The sequence below is a fragment of the Azospirillum sp. genome, from assembly GCF_035628975.1.
Classification (GTDB): Bacteria; Pseudomonadota; Alphaproteobacteria; order Azospirillales; family Azospirillaceae; genus Azospirillum.
In genome coordinates, this window is sequence record NZ_DASPIS010000121.1 from 1 (window position 1) to 19,249 (window position 19,249).

12 protein-coding genes and 2 pseudogenes are annotated in these 19,249 nt (G+C 67.0%); 8 read left to right on the top strand and 6 right to left on the bottom strand.

What is annotated here, in order from left to right:
- Window positions 1-127: 127 nt before the first annotated feature.
- Window positions 128-801, bottom strand: a pseudogene (locus tag VD964_RS25595) (IS5 family transposase); the annotation flags it as partial.
- A gap of 771 nt (window positions 802-1,572) precedes the next feature.
- A complete protein-coding gene (locus VD964_RS25600; protein WP_324871301.1) occupies window positions 1,573-1,752 on the bottom strand; it encodes a hypothetical protein in 180 nt (59 codons plus the stop codon).
- A gap of 370 nt (window positions 1,753-2,122) precedes the next feature.
- Here VD964_RS25600 and VD964_RS25605 point away from each other — a divergent pair, with 370 nt between their 5' ends.
- On the top strand, window positions 2,123-3,211 hold the full coding sequence (locus VD964_RS25605; RefSeq protein ID WP_324871302.1) for a tyrosine-type recombinase/integrase: 1,089 nt from the start codon (window positions 2,123-2,125) through the stop codon (window positions 3,209-3,211).
- A 36-nt stretch (window positions 3,212-3,247) separates the two neighbouring features.
- Here VD964_RS25605 and VD964_RS25610 read toward each other — a convergent pair whose 3' ends face one another.
- From VD964_RS25610 to VD964_RS25620, 3 genes are read right to left on the bottom strand one after another with little or no spacing between them, the layout of a single operon-like run.
- A complete protein-coding gene (locus VD964_RS25610) occupies window positions 3,248-6,013 on the bottom strand; it encodes an AAA family ATPase (protein ID WP_324871303.1) in 2,766 nt (921 codons plus the stop codon).
- Window positions 6,013-6,588: a hypothetical protein gene (locus tag VD964_RS25615; RefSeq protein ID WP_324871304.1), complete on the bottom strand. Its 576-nt coding sequence runs from the start codon at window positions 6,586-6,588 to the stop codon at window positions 6,013-6,015. Before VD964_RS25615 ends, VD964_RS25610 begins: the two co-directional genes overlap by 1 nt.
- Window positions 6,585-9,023 carry an ABC-three component system protein gene (locus VD964_RS25620; protein ID WP_324871305.1) on the bottom strand — a complete coding sequence of 813 codons (2,439 nt, stop codon included), beginning with the start codon at window positions 9,021-9,023 and terminating at the stop codon, window positions 6,585-6,587. The genes VD964_RS25615 and VD964_RS25620 overlap by 4 nt, the downstream gene beginning before the upstream one ends.
- Window positions 9,024-9,471: 448 nt before the next feature.
- Between VD964_RS25620 and VD964_RS25625 the strand changes: the two genes are divergently transcribed.
- The 4 genes from VD964_RS25625 to VD964_RS25640 are packed head-to-tail and all read left to right on the top strand — an operon-like array spanning window position 9,472 to window position 17,666.
- Window positions 9,472-10,830, top strand: a complete 1,359-nt coding sequence (locus tag VD964_RS25625) for a hypothetical protein (protein WP_324871306.1) — start codon at window positions 9,472-9,474, stop codon at window positions 10,828-10,830.
- Window positions 10,820-11,608, top strand: a complete 789-nt coding sequence (locus VD964_RS25630) for a hypothetical protein (protein ID WP_324871307.1) — start codon at window positions 10,820-10,822, stop codon at window positions 11,606-11,608. The genes VD964_RS25625 and VD964_RS25630 overlap by 11 nt, the downstream gene beginning before the upstream one ends.
- Window positions 11,609-11,610: 2 nt before the next feature.
- On the top strand, window positions 11,611-16,512 hold the full coding sequence (locus VD964_RS25635; RefSeq protein ID WP_324871308.1) for a hypothetical protein: 4,902 nt from the start codon (window positions 11,611-11,613) through the stop codon (window positions 16,510-16,512).
- Entirely contained in the window at window positions 16,509-17,666 is a 1,158-nt protein-coding gene (locus VD964_RS25640) for a Wadjet anti-phage system protein JetD domain-containing protein (protein WP_324871309.1), read from the top strand. Before VD964_RS25635 ends, VD964_RS25640 begins: the two co-directional genes overlap by 4 nt.
- On the opposite strand, the gene VD964_RS25645 is transcribed toward VD964_RS25640, so the two are convergent.
- Window positions 17,663-17,914, bottom strand: a complete 252-nt coding sequence (locus VD964_RS25645; protein WP_324871312.1) for a helix-turn-helix transcriptional regulator — start codon at window positions 17,912-17,914, stop codon at window positions 17,663-17,665. The genes VD964_RS25640 and VD964_RS25645 overlap by 4 nt on opposite strands.
- Window positions 17,915-18,043: 129 nt before the next feature.
- Here VD964_RS25645 and VD964_RS25650 point away from each other — a divergent pair, with 129 nt between their 5' ends.
- From VD964_RS25650 to VD964_RS29950, 3 genes and pseudogenes are all read left to right on the top strand, one after another.
- Window positions 18,044-18,295: a hypothetical protein gene (locus VD964_RS25650; protein WP_324871310.1), complete on the top strand. Its 252-nt coding sequence runs from the start codon at window positions 18,044-18,046 to the stop codon at window positions 18,293-18,295.
- 144 nt (window positions 18,296-18,439) lie between these two features.
- A pseudogene (locus VD964_RS29945) lies at window positions 18,440-18,700 on the top strand (transposase); the annotation flags it as partial.
- Window positions 18,616-18,957 carry a transposase gene (locus tag VD964_RS29950; RefSeq protein WP_414637268.1) on the top strand — a complete coding sequence of 114 codons (342 nt, stop codon included), beginning with the start codon at window positions 18,616-18,618 and terminating at the stop codon, window positions 18,955-18,957. The pseudogene VD964_RS29945 and the gene VD964_RS29950, both read left to right, overlap by 85 nt.
- Window positions 18,958-19,249: the final 292 nt, after the last annotated feature.

Consider the following 19,249-nt stretch of genomic DNA (forward strand, 5'->3'; position numbering starts at 1 on the left):
CCGAGGGCGCCCCCGGGGCGACGCTGATTCAACCGCGGGAGAGCAGGGGTGTCGCGCCGCCGGCCTGCCAGTTGGGATCGCTCCACCACGGTGGACCACTCGAAGCGGAAACGCGCAACATTGTCCGGCGGAGTACCACCCATCGGTGGCGGCCCAAGCGCTTGCTGTCCTCGATGCCGCGCCGGGCGATGCGCGGGATGATGTTGCGCTCGCGGCATTCGCGCCGGCAGCGTTTGTGGTCATAGGCCTTGTCGGCATGCAGCTTGTCGGGCCGCCGCCGGGGGCGCCCGCGCGGCCCTTTGAGCGGCGGCACGGCGTCCAGCATGGTTTCCACCATGATGGAATCGTGCCGGTTGGCACCGGTCAGGCGGATGGCGAGCGGGGTGCCGTTGCGATCGGTGATGACGTGGCGCTTGGTGCCCGGCCGGCCACGATCCGTCGGGTTGCGGCCGGTCGCCTCGCCCCCCTTTTTGCCGGGATGCTGGCGCTGTCCAGCGCCGCCCGGCTCCAGTCGATCTGCCGGGCGCTCGCCAACTCCTGCAAGAGCACCCGCAGCAGCCGTTCCCACACGCCGGCTGCCTGCCAGTCGCGCAGCCGCCGCCAGCAGGTCATGCCGGACCCGCAGCCCATCTCCACCGGCAGGTATTCCCAGGGGATGCCGGTCTTCAGAACGAACAGGATGCCGGTGAGTGCCTCGCGGTTGCCAACCGGCGGACGACCGCGGCTCCCGGCCGGCTTCACCGGCGGCAGCAACGGCGCGATGCGCGACCACAGACGGTCGGGGAGAAGAGGGGCGGCCATACCCCTCCCAACAGACATTACGCCATTTTGTTAGGCGCTCTAAAGCTGGGGTTCCGATGCCATCCGCACCCCAGCCCAAGAGGCGAACTTCGCAGGGGCAGGCTCTTGGTGCGGACGGTGCGGTGGCGGGCGGTGGCGGACACGCTTTCAATGGGATTGGTTGGACAAGAACGCCGCCTACCCGAGTGCGACGAAGGCGATGAGGAATACCGCATGACGCATCAGCCGCGACCCCGTGCCGCCGGCTGCACGGCGGTCGTGACATAGGATGATACTGAATTGCAAAATAACTTTCGAAACACAAATATCAAAATCCGAGGTTCTGACGGTCGCTGTCTGTCGGGGCACGTTCATTCCTGGAATTGTGAACGTTCATCGGTGGATTGGGCAATGTGGATTGTTAAAAGGTGGATTCCGTGGCCCGCACGCTCTCCCCTGCCACCGCCGCATAAAGCCGCTGGAACGCTGGCTTTGATGGTGCTGTCGGGTATACCGTGCAAAAGGCCGGTTGCAGGCCATTCCGGCATTTCCGCGGCCTGTTCAGACGGCGTGTACAGGCGGCCAAACGATTGTTTCCTTGGAACGAAACAAACTGTACAAAGGGGCGTTTTCCACCCCTCCGGAGCGGCTGTCGCTGCTGGCCGGTTCAGTAGAATCGGCCTGTTTCCTGCGCTTTGGTGCCCCAATCTGGCCGAGTTGCCGGGTGGATCAGTGGAACTGCTGGCCGGTTCCGTACAACGCTCGCCGGCCTGTCTCGCCGTCGGTCCCTGCTCACGTCAACCCCTCTTCCTCATCAAAGCCGTGCGTGCCCGCACCGTCGGGGCGCCCCTCTGCACGCTGGGTGTAAAGGAAATGATACGCACCAAAACGGTCGTTTCCTTTCGCCCTCTTGAACTTTACAAAAGGGGTGGACGACACCCTTACAGCTTGGGGAAACACGATGGCGCTCATCGGTGTCATTGCTGGGCTAATCAGGCGAAATTTGGATTCTCAGTCCTTCCGGGTGACCGCCAGCCGTGTTTTGCTGAGTTAACCACGCCAAAATCTGCGGGCTGATTAGGTGAAATTTGCCCACCCGCTTTGGTGGTCTCTGGGCCGACCTTTCCACCCTTGGTGATGACACCACGTTGGCGCTCTGCTCCTTGCCGCCGAGCGACACTTCCCAGGTGGTTTGAGGGGATACCGGAGGGGTGGGCCGTTCCGGTTCCGACCTATGTCCGACAAGCGTCATTTTCGGACGTAGAAAACAAGAGGGGACCGTGGTACTGCTATTAAAACGGGTAAATGGCTTAGCGAGGGCGCTGTGGCGAGCGCAGCGGGAATGGAAGAGGGAAGGGAAGAGCTGGTGGTCGCCACCGGCATCCTGGGCGACCTCGTGCTGCCGGACGGCGCCTTCGATCCACGCCGCGTCGACGAAATCCGGGAACTCGCCGGGCAGGCCGCCGCCTACGCCAGCAACGCCCGTGGTCCCGGCACGCTGCGCGCCTACCGCTCGGCATGGCGCCAGTACACGGCGTGGTGCGAGCGCCTCGGCTTCCCGCCGCTGTGCGGCGACCCGCGCTTGGTGGGCATGTATCTCACCGCCGCCGCCGAGCGCCTGGCCGTCGCCACGCTGCAGGTCCACCTTGCTGCCATCGTCACTGCCCACCGCCTCGTCGGCCTGTCGCTCGACCCCGGCCATCCCAGCATCGCCCTGCTGCTCGACGGCATCCGGCGCCGCAAGGGCACCCGGCCGGCCCGGCAGGCGGCGCCCATCTCCCCGGCCATGCTGGCCGCCATGGTGCGTGCCCAGCCTGGCACGCCGCTCGGCCTGCGCAACCGCGCCATCCTGCTGGCCGGCTTCGGCGGCGCCCTACGGCGCAGCGAGATCGTGGCGCTCGACGCCGGCGACGTGAGCTTCGTCGACGGCAAGGGCGTGGTGCTGACCATCCGCCGTTCCAAGACCGACCAGCATGGCGCCGGCGAGGCGGTGGCCATCTGGTTCTCCGACGACACCGACCTGTGTGCGCCGACGGCACTGCACCGCTGGCTGGAGCACCGGCGGGCGGAGCGCGCGGACGCGCCGCTGTTCGTCGGCCTGCGGGCATCCGGCGCCCTGATCGACAAGCGGCTGTCGGACAAGGCCGTGGCGCGTCTGGTGAAGGACACGGCCGAGGCGATCGGCGACGGTGACCCCGGCCTGATCGAGCGCCGCTTCGGCGCCCTGGCGGTAGGAATGGAGCGCCGCTACTCCGGCCATAGCCTGCGCGCCGGTCTGGCCACCGCGGCGGCCGAGGCGGAGGCGCAGTTGCACGACGTCATGCGCCAGACCCGCCACAAATCGGTCGAGGTGGCGCGCCGCTACATGCGCTCCGCCGACCTCTGGCGCAACAACGTCACTGAGCGGGTCATGCGGCGTACGCGGACCTGACGGGACCGACCACCATAGATGTGGGCTGTTTCGTCTCTACTCTGCGGCGATGCCGACGCGGGGGTTCCCTTCGAGCCTGATGACCCTGAGCATAGGGCCGGTCGGCGTTTCTTGCGGCAGGAGGGCGAACTTCTCCTCGATATGGCGCACCAGTGGGCGGCTTGCCGTGGTGAGGACCAGTCCGAGGTTTTCCTGGGTCAGAGTAAGAACGCGCAGGATGTCCAACATGGCGACACGGTTCAGGTCGTCGAGGTGAACCAGCGGTTCATCCAGGAAGAAGGTGCCGCCCAGTCGACAGGCGCGTGCCAGGAACAGGGCTAGCGCCAGATCCTGCCGCTGCCCGTCGCTGAAGTGCAGACCCGGCTGAAAGACTTCGTCATCCGCATCGGCCAGCCAAACCAGAGGATCCTCAATGCTTCCCGGACGGATTCCGTCGAACACGCGGTTGGCGTGGACGCGCGCAAACAGCGTCGTGACGACCGGCATCAGGTGATCGAGCTGTTCCTGGATGTATGCCTTGCGGTGAGACAGCAGCGCTTCGCGCGTTTCCTGTGCCAGCGCCATGCGCTGGTCCAGGCGCGCTCTGCGCGCACGGAGGTCGGCCAGTTCCGCTTCAATGGACTTCCGTTGCCGCCAGGCGGCTGAGGCCGACTGGGCCTTCCGTGCCGCTTCGAGGTGCAATCCTGCCGCGTCGAGGCGATGTCCATTCCCGACGACCCGTTGCCGTACAGCGTGCAGGGCGGATTGGTCCGGTTCGTCTTCCGAAAGGCGTTCCCAGGCTTCCTTGAACGTGCGCCACTCTTTGCGCAGTCCGGCTTCCTGGGCATCCAACTCCCGCTGGTATTCGCGCAAGTGGGCGAGGCGGCCGGAGAGGCGGTCGGCTGTCTTTTCGATGCGCCCGGTCCACTGGATTCGGTTCGCGGCCAGACCCTGTGCCTGCGTCGCCACTTCCTGAAGCGCATGGCTGATCAGTTCAACCGCAGTTTCCAGTGGCTGCGCCTCAGGCAATTCTCCTGGTATCAGAGACTGGCTGCGCTTCAGCATGTCGAGCAGACGGCCAACAGCCCCCGCCAGATCGAGACGGGCCAAAGCCGTCGGCACCGCCTCGGCCCATTCCTTTTCGTCGGTCGGCAGGCCCAGCGCGGCGGCGTATTCGGCAAGCCTGTTGAACGGTTCGGATTCTCTTACCAGATCTTCGAGCGTCTGGTCGTAGAGGCGCCGCTGACTCTGAATTCCGTGCAAGCGCTGCCGCGCCGCGACCGCCGCTTCGTCGGCTTTCCGCCGGTTCTCTTCCAAACGCTGCACAAGCGGAGGAACCGAGGTCAGCGTGGCGCTCAAGGCGGTGCGCAGAGCCTGTGCGGTGGACCAGCCATGGCCACACAATGGGCAGGACCGCTCGTCTTCTCCCAGAGCGGCAAGCGTCGCTTGGCCGGCTGCCTGCAACCGTTGCAGCGGACCAGCTGCCATCTCATACTCGTGGGCGGCCTCTCGTGCTATCCGTTCGCATTCGGACAGGTTCGCCTCAGCGGCGGCCAACTGTTCGGAGCTGGGAACCGGTAGCCCGGCCAACCGAGATTTCAGCGCTTCGACAACGACACGACGGCGGACTTGGTCTGCGCGCTGCTCCTCGACCCACCGGAGCGCAGCGCGACATTCCGCATGCTGCGAGTCCGTCCACAGCGCCTCGGGCAACAACTCCGCCATGGACCGGACCGAAAGGGAAGCGCCCCAACGTGCCAACGCGTCGTGCGCGACCGCGTTCCAAGCATTGCGAATCCCGGCCACTAGATGTCGCGCGTCATCGGCCCGCTTTCGTTCGGCTTCGACCTGCATGCGGAACCGCTCGATTTCCGCGCGCATCGTCCGGAGGCGTTCGGTCCGCCGAGTGATGATCGCCTTGCAGCGCTCGAGCCGGGTCTGCACAGCTGGCGACGTTTCATTCGCGCGCTGGGCACGGTTCCACTCCAGTTCGACGTACAGGAGGGCAACCTTCTGCTGCCCGACTTTCGCGTCTTCATGGGAGTGTAGGGAGATCGCCTCGGCCAGACGTTCCTCAAACGTCTTCTCCGATAACGAGGGCGACATGGGTGGGAGTTGGGCAAGAGCCGCGGCGAGTTCGCGCTCGGCCACGTCGACCGCCGCCCCGTCTTCCGGAATGGCGGCCAAATCAATCTCCTTTTCGGTGATCCGCTCGGAAAGCCTATTGGTCGCCCGGCGCATCGGTTTCAGATATCGCGCGATGCCGTCCTCCGTATCCAACAGCCGACGGATGCCGAGGATATCGGCAAAGATCTCCTCCCGCCGTTTCTTGGAATCCTTGTCGGAGTCGAGCAGCACGGCAAGATTGGTCGCATCCAGAAAGTGCGTTCCCCTTAACCATGTGGTGCGCACTGCGTTCGCGGTCTGCGGTGCCTTGTTGCTGTCCTCGACTGCGGCCGGCGCGAGCATCTCAAGCAATCTGGTGTCCGGATGCGATCGAGGTGTTTCGCCTTCTCGTCCAAATCGGCAGCCCGTCCGCGTTCGTCGCAGCCGCCAGGGCTCTCCGTCAAGCAAGACGGAAGCCTCGACATGAGGTTCAGCGCCGGGGCGCAGGCGGTAGCGCAGATCCTCGTAGGTAAGTTCGCCGGCCTTGCCGGTCATCAGCCATTCCACCGCTTGGCACAGGCTGGTCTTGCCCGTGCCGTTCGCGGCGTGGATCACCGTCAGGCGGGCTGAAAGATCGATCGGCAGGCGGTCGCCAATGCCGCGAAAATTGGAGACCGTGAGTTCACGGAAGCGCAAGCTTGGATTGCGGGCCATCATTACTCCTCCGCCTCCCTGGACGGGTCGAGCCCGGCATCGCGAAGATGCTCCTCGACGACCGCCTTCCAGTTGGTGCGCAGCCGTTCGGCCAGCGATGCCTTATCCGCAGGAAGCGCGGGGAATGCGGCCCGCTCGCCGCCGCCATTTGGGCGGGGCAACCCCACAAGCGTGATCGTGTCCATCTGCGCCCAATCCTCGCCGTTCCACCACACCACATGCTTCCGACAGATCCGGGTTCCCAGTTCGGCACGCCGCACGACGGCCCGGATCGTCGGTGTGGGGGGCTCCGGCAGCGCCAGCACGACGTAGCCGTCGATCACCTCGTTTCGGTCCGTGAACTCCTTCAGCGCTTCGTCCACGCGGCGTTCGGCCTCGGCGCATTGGGTGTCGATGAAGGTTGGAGTGGGCTCGACAATGGGCCAGACGATCAGCCAGGCATAGGTCCCGACCCACGCGCGGCCGCCGGGGGGCAGGATGGAGCGGGCTGGATGCGCCTCGTCCGCTTCCCGCAAAGCGACGGGTCGGGCGAGCGCGTCGATCCGGGCGGTGAGCATGTCCAGATTAGCAGCTGTCATGACTTGCCTCCTTTATGCAGCAGGTCACCCAGATCGCCAAAGACGTCCAGCGGCTCATCCGGATCCTTTACGGTTGCTGCCTGATGAATGTCTTTAAGCGGGTAGGTAAAGACTTTTCGATAGCCGCGTGCTGCTATGATTTCCGACGTGCTCACCGGAGAGGCTGAAACATCGCCGCCTCGTTCACTTGGTACGATGCACTCTTGCCGCACCGAGCCGCTCACGGTGTCGGCCACCACGATGAGCGGCGGGTGAGGCTTGTGGGTGTCCTGCCAGTGCTGAAGCTGGCGCTTGAGGTCTGTCCGCGATCCTTTGTGCGACCAGACCAGAAGGTTCGCGTTCTGCGTGTTCCATCTCAAATGACCGTGTTCGCGATCCTGCTCATCAAGATCACCGTGTTCGCGATCCTGTACGTGCCACGTGACGTCGGGTCCTCCGGCCGCCAGGAATGCCAGCGTTTCCAGGGCATGCGTCAGACCGGGATGACAGTCCTCGGTGTGGAGCGCATCGGGATCCGGGTGCCGATGGCCCTCATCGGCACCCACACCCCGCAGACAGGTGCTGGCCAGCCATTCGGCCCGGAAGCAGCGCTGGCACTCCAGACAGGATTGAAGGTGCCCGAGCCCATCGGCGAGTGGCGCCGTACAATCCGGTTCCGGCGGCCGACGGATGAGGAGGCGCGCCATCTCGTACCCCATCGGGTCGCGGCTCTCTCGCGCAGGAAGAACGCGGCCGTCTTTCGCAATCAAACGCCGGCGCCCCTTGGCCCAGAGCTGCCGTCCGGTGGTCGGGCCATAAGGTGGCCATTCAATCCTACCCATCACCACGCTCGGCGTGGTGTGACGGAGCACCACGCCGGCAAACAGCAATCCGCCCTCCTGGACCGTCCGCAGGGCCTCCTGGCGTGCGTGGAAGGAGGGACTGGTCGCACGGGCGACGAACACGCCGCTCAGGCATCGCCAACGATCCTTGGCCTCGTCCTTGTCGGGAGCGTCAAAAGCATGATTTGCCAATGCGACCAGGGTACGATCCCGGTGCGCGCCGAAGCCATCGGTCAACCGCGCCAAGGCGGCCGACCAGTGTGGCTTCCACGATTCACGCTGGAGGAGTGATCCGGTCACAAGGACCCGGAGGTCCTTGTCGGCGGTCTCGACCGCACGCTGCACCCGCGACGTGAACGTGTCGTCGCCGTTCTCGCACAGCAAATCGGCGCAAATGCCCGGGCACAGGAGCAGGTCCTTGAAGCGGATGCGGAGGGTGCTACGTCCCAGCCCATCAACGAATTGTGTCTCCTCCCGTGGCTCAAGATAATTCTTCAGGAAGAGAATGCAGGCTGTATTGCCGCCTTTTTTAATCCAGCACCAACCGCCATTGTACAGAGGCTCGTCCGCAACCTCCTCGCCCTCGCACAGTCGGCAGTCGGTCTCTCGACGGGCAGCTCTCCACGCCTCGATCTTGGCGCCAGGAGTTGCGCCGAATCCGGCGATCAGGATGAGATCACCGTCCCAGCCGCGAACCAACCCGTCGACTTCGCTCCAATCTCCGGACCCCAGCGCGTATTCGGGGAGCAACACCAGCCGTACGCGCCCCTGGAGGGACTGACGCAATACCGGTTTGTTCCCGTCAACCGACGCCAGCAGGTCGCGAATGGTCGACACTGTTTTCGGTCGCGACGCGTCGTCCCGGATCTGCTCCCGCGAAGGCGGGTCGGTCTGCACGATGCACAAGGACAGCGCGTTGCCTTCCAGCACGGCCAAGTCGGCGAATGACGTTTCACCTGGATCCGGCCGCCTTGCCCTGGCATCCGCCGCACCCGGCAGCACGATGACGAGTGGCGGGAAGTGGAGGGACATTACGTTGGGTTGAAGACGCGCTCGTTTGGAAAGAGTGTAACCATCCCAGAACTCGACCTTGATGACGGGCAGGGTAGCGACGATGCCGGTCGCCTCCACAGCAGGATCGAGATCCTCGAACGCCTTGAATGCGCGGCAAACCTCGGCAATCCATTGCCAGATCTCCGACGAGTATGCCTTCAGCGACTCAGGCCACTGATCGAATAACTCACGCGTTTTGTTGGTGACGCCGCGCGAAGCTGCTAAAAAATAGAGGAAGCCTTTAGCAGTCGGCATCCGGGAGCTGTTCAGGCGGGCAAACAGCAGGAATTTGATAATTTCCTTTAATGCTTGTTCATGACCGACATTGCCCGAGTAGCGCTTGCATTGAACAATGCCGACTGGCGCGCCACGGCAGAGCAATTCGATGTCGCGTCCTTCGTCGCTGCCTTCTGGCAGAAGGCTGACACGGTCAAACTGGCCACCATACTTCCCGGCCCCAACCTCTTCCTTCAGCAAGTCGGCGACGAATTGCTCGAACTTCTGCGGATCCAAATCGCCCAGCGGCAGCGGATTGAAACCAGCATCGAAAACTTCGGTCATGATCTCGTCGGAACTGGTGCAGCCGGGTTTACGACCGGAACGGCGAAGATACTGCTGTTTAGCGCATCCAATACGAGTATGCACCTGGTATCTCGGAGCGGTATGTCGAGCGCTGCGGCGGTGGTGCATCCTGGCGCTGCGGCGCTTGATGGCGTTCTCCGCGAGCCGGCTGGAACTCCGCCCGCCTCGATACATTCAAACGCACTCGATGAACGCACTCGACGCGCCGCGGTTGGCCTGGGTACCGGTCAGATGGCCGGCGTTCCCCGGCAAGCGGAAGCACGATCACGCCGGGCGGACGCACACCGAACTTGCGAATTGCACCATCACGCCGATGCATCGTCGTTGCGGTCGAAGGGCCGCTGTAGCACACTCCCGCGACGCGGACGACTATTCCGGCGCTCAACTTATGGAAGCAGGCTCGCAGGTTCCTCCGGAGATACGCCTGATGGCGGCGTTCACCCGCCTGTTCGACCTGCACGGGACGCGGCGTGATGCGGATGGGGACGGGGTCATCAAGCCGCCGGCGGTTCCGGAAGGGGCGGGCACACGGCTCTGGACGGCGCTGCAGCTGCTGGCTCAACTCTACGGTCGTGCGCTGGAAGGCAGCACCGGCCGCGTGCCGCTCGAAGCCCTGCTGGCCGATCTTCAGGCCAGTGCCCAGGGCATGACCCAGGCCGATCTGGAATTCTGCGCGGCGTTCCTCGCCGCCGAGCGCGAAGTTCGTTACGTCGATCCGTCCTCCCTGCCGGCATTGGAAGAGCGCGAGACGCGGGCGCCCACGCCTCTGGTCCGCTTCTACAAGCGCGAGCAGGAGGTGAAGCTGACGGAGAACGGCCGCCTCGTGATGCGCGTGCTCAGCCTCCAGCGGGACTGGCTGTTGGGCGACAAGGACGTCGAGCGCGTCGTCGCGGCCATCGACCGCGGCCTCTTCGAGGAGGTGCCGCGCATCTGCGCCGAAGTGATCGGCGAACTGCGCGCCTTGAACGAGCACCTGACCGAAATCGAGGAAAGCCCGACCTTTGAGGCGCAGCGCGCCGCCTTCGAGCGGCGCGAGCCCCAGTACCGCGAGATGCTGCGCCGGTCGGAGGAGGCCGCTCGCCAAGCCATCGGCCGTTTCGGCGACGCCAGCACGGCCGAGCGGTTCGCCGCGTGGCAGGCGGAGAACCCGGACCACGACCTCACGCTGTCGGACCTGCTCAGCCACGCCGAGAATGTGCTGCGCGCCGTCGAAAGCCTGTCGCGCCACTGGCTGCGCTTCCTGCGCGAACTCCAGAGCCGGCGGCGGCGCCCGCTTGGCGTCGTCGACTTCGGCGCACTGGCCGACGCCCTGGTCGACGACGCGCCAGAGACGGATTTTCTGCGCAACCTGATCGCCAGCATGGGGCCGTGGCGGCGCACCCACCTGTTCAGTCCGGCGCTGCTGGACACGGCCGACCTGGACGAACGCGCGCCGGAGCAGGGGGCGGTGGAATTCGACCAGACCGGAACCGTGGCGGCCGAGGAGTTCCGCACCTTCCTCGGGCGCAACGGCGCGCGCATCGTCGAACGGCTGCGGCGCGGTCCGCTCACCCTCTCCGTCCTGCTGGCGGAGGCCCAGGCCGACGAGGACGCCTTCGAGCTGGCCGACGGCGTTGGTCTCGCCGACCTGTTCGGCGTCTTCACCATCCCCGACGAGATGGGGGAGGACGTCGCCGTCCGGGTCGGGCTGTCGGGCGCGCGGTTCCGCTTCCTCGACGGCGATCGCCTGCTGCACGGCGACGACCCGGTGATCCAGTTGTGCGAGGAGGTTTCCGGTGACGCCTGAGGAAATGGGGCGGGTCTTCGCCTTCCTGTCCAAGCATAAGCTCGCCTCCACCGACCCGGTGGACCGGCCGCGGCAGCCCCGGGAGCGCGAGATCGCCGACCTGCTCGCCCGCGATCCGGTGGGGCTGAAGGAGTTCGACGAGTTCCTGGCGCCGCAGGGCATGGCCATTCACGAATTCGAACAGGCCGGCCTGGGGCTGGGGCCGCGCGGGCGCGTGTTCGTCCTGGCCCGCGCGGCGGATCGCGAGGATGCGCACTGGGTGGACGACGGCTGGCTGTGGGACGGCCTTGTCGACGGTCGCCGCAGGGAGCCGCTGACGCACACCATCGTCTGGACCGCGCAGTTGTGGGCCATCATGAACTGGTTCTTCTACACGCGCGAGGGACGCACCGTGGAGGCGGTCAGCGGCTTCAAGGACAGCCGGCTGTCGCCGACCGAATTCATTGGCGAGACCAAGCGCCGGATCGAGGCTTTGCGCGCCCGCGGGGCGCCGGCCGACGGCTGGGCGGGGAAGGTCCGCGCCATCCTCGTCGTCGCCGACGCCACCGCCATCGAGACGCGGATCAGGCGGTTCCTCATGGTCATGGAGCAGGCCGGCATGATCGAACCCCGTCGTGGCACCGGCGAGCACATAGAGAAGTCCAGCCAGGGCATTCGCGAAGCCATTGGCTACCGTCAGACGCTCAACGCAGCGGTGGAGATGAAGCTGAACCTGCATCGGCAGGCGGTCGGGTTGCCGCTGATCGACGGTCCGGCCGAAGCGGGTGGGGAGGGCTGAGCATGTCGGTCATCAACCGGCTGGAAGTCGCGAACTTCCTGAACCTCGACGACACGGCCGACTGGCGGCCGGACTACCGGCACGTCGTCTTCCATTTCCGCGGGCAATCCTCGGCGGTCAACCTGGCGAACGGGGGTGGCAAGTCGACGCTGACCCGCGCCATGCTGGCGCTGCTCGGGCGTGACCAGCAGTTCATCACCGCGACGCGCCACAAGACGGCGCCGAAGACGTACGGCGTCTACTCGCACGTCCGGCTGGAGTTGCTGCTGAAGGACGATCCGCGCAGCAACGACCTGTTCGGCCAGATCGGGCAGGCGGTTCCCGGCGAACCGCACGTGTTCGGCCTGTACGGCGACAGCGAGAAGCTCCGCTTCTACCGCTACCAGGGAAGCCTGGAGGACTGCCCGGTCGCGGAGACGCGCGACGGGAAGGTGGTGCTGGTCGACAACGAGACGTTCCGCACCCGCATGCGCGGGCTGCGCGGCGTGCTGCACGAGCCGGAGGTCGAGGAGTGGCTGCGCGAGGTCGACCGCCACTTCGAACGCGGTGCCGTCCGGCAGATGATCGACTACCAGAAGCGCGGCGCCGGCGACGGCACGGCCAGCTTCTTCAAGGTCAACCGGCTGCAGAACGAGAACTACGACAGCGCGTTCTTCTACTCGGTGCTGGCGCCGGAGCTGCTGGTCGGCGTCATGGGCGGCGAGGCCGAACCGGACGAGCACCGCGTCGAGGATACCATCCTGAAGAGCGCGCGGACGATCCTGTCCACCATGTTCGAATCGCAGCGCAAGGAGGAGGAGGTCGCCACCATCGGGCGGGCCTGCAAGGAGGTGGAGGCGGTCCACACCCGTGCGCGCGATTTCTCCGACGCCCGCGCCGCCTTCGAGCGCGAGGTCGCCGGCCTGCTGGCCGAGGCGCGCTTCCTCGACCACATCGTGCTGGAGCGGCCGCTGCCCGGCATTCCGTCGGCGGCGCTTCCCGACCACCTGCAGACGCGCGCCGTCGCCGCGCGCCTTGTGCTGGCCGACGGCGTGTGGCTGCTGCCCGACTGGGCCATCGGCGAGATCACGGGCGAGGAGCCGTCCCACATCAACCAGCGAGCCATGCGGCAGGACCTCCCTCGGGCTTCGGTTCGTTGGGCGCAAGTGATTGAAAATCCTTGTGATTTCTCCCTTCCCCTGGAACGCCCACAGGGCGGCTCAGGCAAATCCAACACTGGCTACCAGCGCGACGCCGCGGTCCAATTGCTCCGGAGCGCGCCGAAGCTGGCCGACGGCTGGGACCGGGAAGCGGCGTTGCGGGCGGTCAACCACGGTTTCGACTGGGTGGCGAAGAGCGGCGACACCAACATGATGCGCCGCGCGGCGGAGCGGCTCGCGCAGGAGCTGGCCGACCTCGGCCACCGGCTGGGCACGCTGGAACAGGAGCGCGAGCGCACCGACGACGCGCTGAAGGCGAAGATCGCCAGCCGCCGGAACATGGACGCCGCCCGCCACGCCTTCGCAAAGATGCAGGCGAGCGGCCTCTTCGGCGCAGCCGAACTGGCCGCCCCGGCGGACGCCGGCCGGACCGTGGCGCGCGCGCTTCAGGATGCCGAGGGTGCCCTTGCCACGCATCGGGAGCGGGCGGCCGCGTTCCGGCGGCCGTTCACCCAGTGGCAGGGGTTCGTCGCCGAGGACGGCGAGGACGCCGACCCCCAGGACGTCGCCCGGCGGATCGAGGACGCGCACGGCGCGCTCCAGCGCGCGGCCGGGGAGGCGAACGCGCGCCGGGAATCCCTTCAACGCGAGCGCGACGGCGTCGGCGACCGGCTGCGCGGCGCCGAGAGCGAGCGCGAACGCGTGCGCGCCACCATCGCCCGGATGGAATCCCTGCTCGGCGGTGTCGAGCGGTTCGCCCAGCACTTCCCCAGTGAGGATCCCGAAGGGCTGGAAAAGCGCCTCGACGACCGGCTCAAGCAGGCGAACGGCGAGCACAGGACGCTCACGCTGGAGGAGAATGACGTCCGCAACTGCGTCGGCGACATGGGCGCCCTTCTGCCGGAGGTGACCCGCTTCGCCGCCCTGTTCCCGGGCGAGGATCCGCAAGGTCTGGAACAGCGCTGCCTCGACGACGTGAGCAAGGCGGAACAGGCGGTGCATGCCGGTAAGGCGCGCGTCGAACGCCTGCAGGCGCAGGTCGACGACATCGCCGCGTTCCGCCGGCGCTTTGGCGAGGCGGCCGATCCCTTCGTCGAACGGCGGCAGCGGCAGCGCCGCCTGGAGGCCCTGTCCGTCGAGAAGACGCGGGCCGAGGAGGAGCGCGCCGACGCGGCGCGCCGCCGGGCCGAACTCGATCAGGCGCGCGCGTCGGCGGGGCGCATCGCCCACGAGGTTCTCCAGGCCGCCGGCGGCGAGGCGGAGCCGCTGCACGAGGCGGTCGCACGCCTGGACCTGGAGCCCGACCGGCTGCGTCAGGTGCTGACCCACTTTTCGGCGCTGCTGTTCGCACCGGTGGCGCCGGACGTCGACGCCGCGGCCCGCGTTGCCGCCCGCCTGTTCGAGGAGGGGCTGGAGGCGCCGGTGCTGGTTGCCGGCGAACTGGCGGATTTCTGCCGCACCGGCCGGCTGGTCGACGGGGAGCGGCACGTCCACACCTGGATGCTGGGCATCCGCACCCGACCGGTGGACTGCCTGCTCGACCCCGCCGGCGTCGAGCGCGAGAAGGAGCGTCTGGACGCGCTGATCGTCGAATTGGAGGAACGGCTCGCCCGACTGGCAGAGGAAACCGCCGCCTTGTCGCCCGACCACCCCGATGGCCGTCTCGTCGACGCCGCCGTCCGGGCGCTGGAGGCCGATGCGCCCCGTCTGCTCGACGAGGCCCATGTCTGCCTCGTGGAAGCCGGCGAGGCGTTGCAGCGGGCACGGGCGCGGGCCTCGGCGGAGGCGCGCGCCGCCGTCCGGGCGCGGCTGCGCTTCGACGAACTGGGCGGAGATGCCGCCCTGCATCGTGCTCGGGCGCGCCTGGCGGAGATCGCGCATCAGCTCGACCGGCTCGGCACGGAGATCGCCAGGCTTGAGGCCCAGACCACGGCGCAGGTCCGCGAGGCGATCCGCGCGGCCCGCGACTTCGCCCGCGCCGGCGGCTGGCCGGCGCTGGAGGAGGCCCGCGCGCGGGCGGCGGATCTCGACGCCGAACTGGACGACCTGCGCACCGCGCGGTTCGAACTGGACGAACGGATCGCGGAGGCCCGCGCCGCCGCGGAGCAGGCCGGCGAGGAGTTGCGGATCGCCGCCACGGCGCTGCAGCGCATTCCCGTGCTGCACGAGGTCGCCCGCTTCCTGGCCGATGGAGGGCCGGCGTTCATGCGCACGGAGGCGGATGTCCGCGCCGCGCTGGCTGCGGACCGCCAACGCGCCGACGACCGCACGCGCTTCGAGTTCGACTTGGCCCAGGGGCATGTCGACCAGCAAGCGGCCGGCGCGGAGGCGGAACTCGACCGCGCCATCGCCGCCCTGGAAGAACGGCTGCGCGAGCTGCGCACGGCCATTCCCAGGCAGCGGCAGGAACAGGAGGCCCTGCGCGCCCGCATTGATCTTGCGCGCGCGGCCGCCGGGAGGCTGGACGAGTCGGTGAAGGCGATCCTTCAGCAGTGGCGCACGGCGCGTGGCGCCGTGGCCGGCGTCAGCGCCGAGGTGCCGGCCGCGGGGGCGTCGACGCCGGAGCTGGAACGCGCCCGGAAGTTCTTCGACATTCTGTGCACCGAAACAGACGAGTCCGACGAGGACCGCATCGAACGGATCGGCGACATCCGCTCCGCCGTTGAAGCGTTCACGCTCGCCGCCCGCGCCAAGGAGGTGGAACAGAGCCGCAAGACCAAGGACACCGCCCTGCGCCGCCTGATCGAGGAAGTGGACCGGGTGGCCGCCCTCGGCGACCTCGGCCTTTCCGAGAACGAACGGCTGCGGCTGGCCGGTGCCCGCGACAACCCGCGCGAGGCCGAGACGCTGCACGATCACCTGAGCCGGCAGTACGGGGAGCAGGCGGAACTTCTGGAAAAGGTGCAACGGAACCTCGACGAGCGGCGCCAGCAATTGGCGGACAACCTGGGCAGCCTGTCGGCACGCGTCAGCGTCAACTTCGATGCGTTGCGGCGGGCGCTGGCGTGGAAGGTCGACAAGGACACCGGCGCGTTGCTGGAGGCCGGGCTCGAGGTGAGCGCCACGCTCAACACCGCCGAGATCGGCACCATCATCGAGGGCATCATCCAGGTGGTCGAGGAGCAGGAGCGGCACCGCCGGGAAAACATCAGGCGCGGCAAACCCCTGCCGTCGCAGGAGGAGCACGACGCTGCGCTCAAGACGGACATCCGCCGCACCTTCTACCGCGGCATGTTCCTCGATCCCCGTATCCGCATGCGCCATCCGGAGCTGAAGGCCGGCAAGCCGCACCCTTTCGACGACAAGATCAGCACCGGACAGCAAAACGCCATTGCGCTGATGCTGATGTTGAAGCTGGCCGATTTCGCCATCGAACGCGACATCCGCATCACCACGCGCAACCCGGCGCACCGGCGCAAGGCGCGCGCGCTGGCGCAGAAGGTCGTCATCATCGACGGGCTGTTCAGCAACCTCACCGACCGCGCGCTGATCCGCGAATCCATGGCCGCCATCGCGCGGGTGCGCGGCAACTTCCAGCTCATCGGCTGGATCCACAACCCGCTCTACCAGAACGACCCGGACATCTTCCCGACCTTCATCCTGGCGCGGCGGATCCGCGCCAGCCGCGGCGGCTATGTGATCCTGGACGACAGTGGCAGCCCGGTCCCTCCCGCCACGCTGGGGCGGTCGGACGGCGAGGTCGGCACGCTCACGGTGCACGTCGACCAGCGCCCGGCCGGCTTCCTCGAGGAGACACCGGCGTGAGGGTGCCGCCACTGCGCGAAGGATCGGACGAAGCCATCGTCTTCGATGCGTTGCGCACGCTCATCGGCCGGTCGAAATACATCAGGGACAAGGTCGAGGAGCGCGTTCAGGCTCAAACCGGCCTCAGCCGCGCCGATGTGCGGGCCGCCTTGGCCGCTTTGGGGAAGAGGGGGCTCGTGGCTGGCATCGGCCCGTCCGGCGACCCGGTCGGGCATGTCATGGTGCCAGCGGAATACCGGGTGATGCCAGAACCTCCACTGCGCTCGGCCACACAGCGTTTGTGGAGCGGCTTGGTCGAGGAACGTCGCCGGAGCGGCCGGTTCGATGACGGCGAGGCGGTCCTGCTCCTGGCCGCTGCCGAAGGCCTGCCGGATCTGCCCGCGGGGGACGTCGAACCGATTCTCGACGGGCTGGCTCGCCTGTGTCGGGATCGCGCGGCGCTGGCCGGCACCGATCCGGCGCTGGTGAGCGCGCGCTACCTGCAGGGTTCGGCCAAGTTGCTGGGCAAGCTGGGGCGGGCGGCGGCGGTGCTCGGCGTGGCCGAAGACTCGTTCGACGGGCGTCCGCGCTACGTCGTGGCGGCCGGTCCGCCCGCGCCGCAGGCGGTACTGTTCGTCGAGAACCCCGGCAGCCTGGAAACCCTGGTGGCTCTCGGCCTCGCCGAGCGTCTCCTTGTCATCGGCACCTTCGGTTATGGCTTGACGTGGAGCGGCGTCGCCCGGGCATTCGGCCCCGGCGCGCGGAAGCCAGCGACCCTGCTGGTGCGTGCCGGCGCGCCACCCGACCCCCGTGACCTGCGGGGCCGGGTGCCCTTCCTGCACTGGGGCGACCTGGACCATGACGGGCTGCGCATATTTCTGGCGTTGCGCACGGCAATCCCGGAGTTGCGGCTCTCGGCGCTCTACCAGCCGATGGCCGAGGCGATCACCGACCCGTGCCGGTCGCACGCCTACGCCGAGCACACCGAAAAGGCCGGCCAGCGCCCCCTCACCGAGGCCGAGATCGGCGGCGACCCGCTGCTGGCCTCCCTGGCTGCGCTCTGCCGGGAGCGTGCCGTTGACCAGGAAAGCGTGCCGGTCGACCAGATCATCCCCCTGGCGGACCAGACGCTGGTGCTCTCGGGAGCACCGGGCAATCTGCGGGCGGCGTATTAATCCCGGGGGCGCTTGCGGCTCGGCGGTGCGTCGTCCAGGACGAGGTCTTTGAGAAGATCTGCGGGATGTACTCCGAGCCCCCGAGCCAGATCCACGAGCATGGATAACGATGGCGCCGAACGCCCGCGTTCAAGGTCGCTGAGGTACGGTACGCTCATATCGGCTCGATGGGCTAACTCCTCCTGGGAGAGACCCTTAGAACTGCGCAACTCCCGAAGGATGCGACCGAATTGTCCGCGGATGTCCATCCGCAGCAATGCACGGCGTTGCAGCGCCGGCAACCATAAGATATATACTAAGAAAGCGAACCTTTTCGGGCCCTTACGCCTCTCGGTGTCGCCCAGAAGCCAACCTCTAACCCCACCTCGTTAGGTTCCATGGATCCTCTTCGCAATGCACCAGAAAAAACCGTCATGTGGCTTTCCCAAAGCCAAGCTAAGGCGATTGATGGGTATAATGTGGCCCAGCTGATTAGAAAGGCTTCGGTTGCATTTTGTGGCCGATTTCTTTGGGACGTTGCTGGGCAAGCTGAAGCTGAATGGAAGAAGCATCAAGATGAATGGGCGTCATTTATTTCTACCCTCGGAGCGCCTGACAATGTCGTGCGAGCTGTGAGGGAAATTGAATAGGCTCCCGTTTTTGTTCAATGGCGGACTGATCCCCTCTCCGGAGGAGCTTGCTAACAGCCCGTTTCGAAAGTTACGCTGCCGAGGTGAGGGTCTGAGGCGGCGGCTGTTGGGAGGGAACCTCACTGCCGGAGGCCGCTGATGTGGATGCCCAAGGAACGCCGGCTGGTTGGCGATTACGGCGCCGGCCAAGCCCTAAGCGATGACCAGTACCGCCTCACCGAACCACTGATCCCGTCGGCCAAGCCCGGCGAGCGGCCCCGCAGCACGGACCTGCGCTGGCTGCTGAACGCCCTGTTCTACGTGGTGCGGACCGGCTGCCAATGGCGCCATCTGCCGCCCCCGCCGGCCTTCCCGCCCTGGCCCACGGTCTACCGCTACTTCCGCGCCTTCCTGGAAGCCGACGTGTGGGAGACCCTGCGCCACCATCTGGTAGTGATGCTGCGCGAGCAGGAGGGCCGCTATCCGACGCCCTCGGCCGCCATCCTCGACACCCAGACGGTCAAGACGACGGAAAAGGGGGTGCGCGAGGCTTCGACGCGGCCAAGAAGGTCAAGGGCCACAAACGCCATATCGCCGTCGACACCTCGGGCTTCCTGCTCGGCGTCCTCGTCCACGCCGCCGACATTCAGGATGCCGACAGCGCCGGAGCGTTGCTGACGTAGATCAAGCGGCTCTACTGCTGGCTGCGCGCCATCTTCGCCGACAGCATCTACAACCGGCTGCCGGTGATCCTCGCCTGCTTCCTGCTCGGACTAACGCTGATCATCGTCTGGCGCATCGCCGGGGGCGGCTATATCCTCGTTCCGCGCCGCCGGGTGGTACTCCGCCGGACAATGTTGCGCGTTTCCGCTTCGAGTGGTCCACCGTGGTGGAGCGATCCCAACTGGCAGGCCGGCGGCGCGACACCCCTGCTCTCCCGCGGTTGAATCAGCGTCGCCCCGGGGGCGCCCTCGG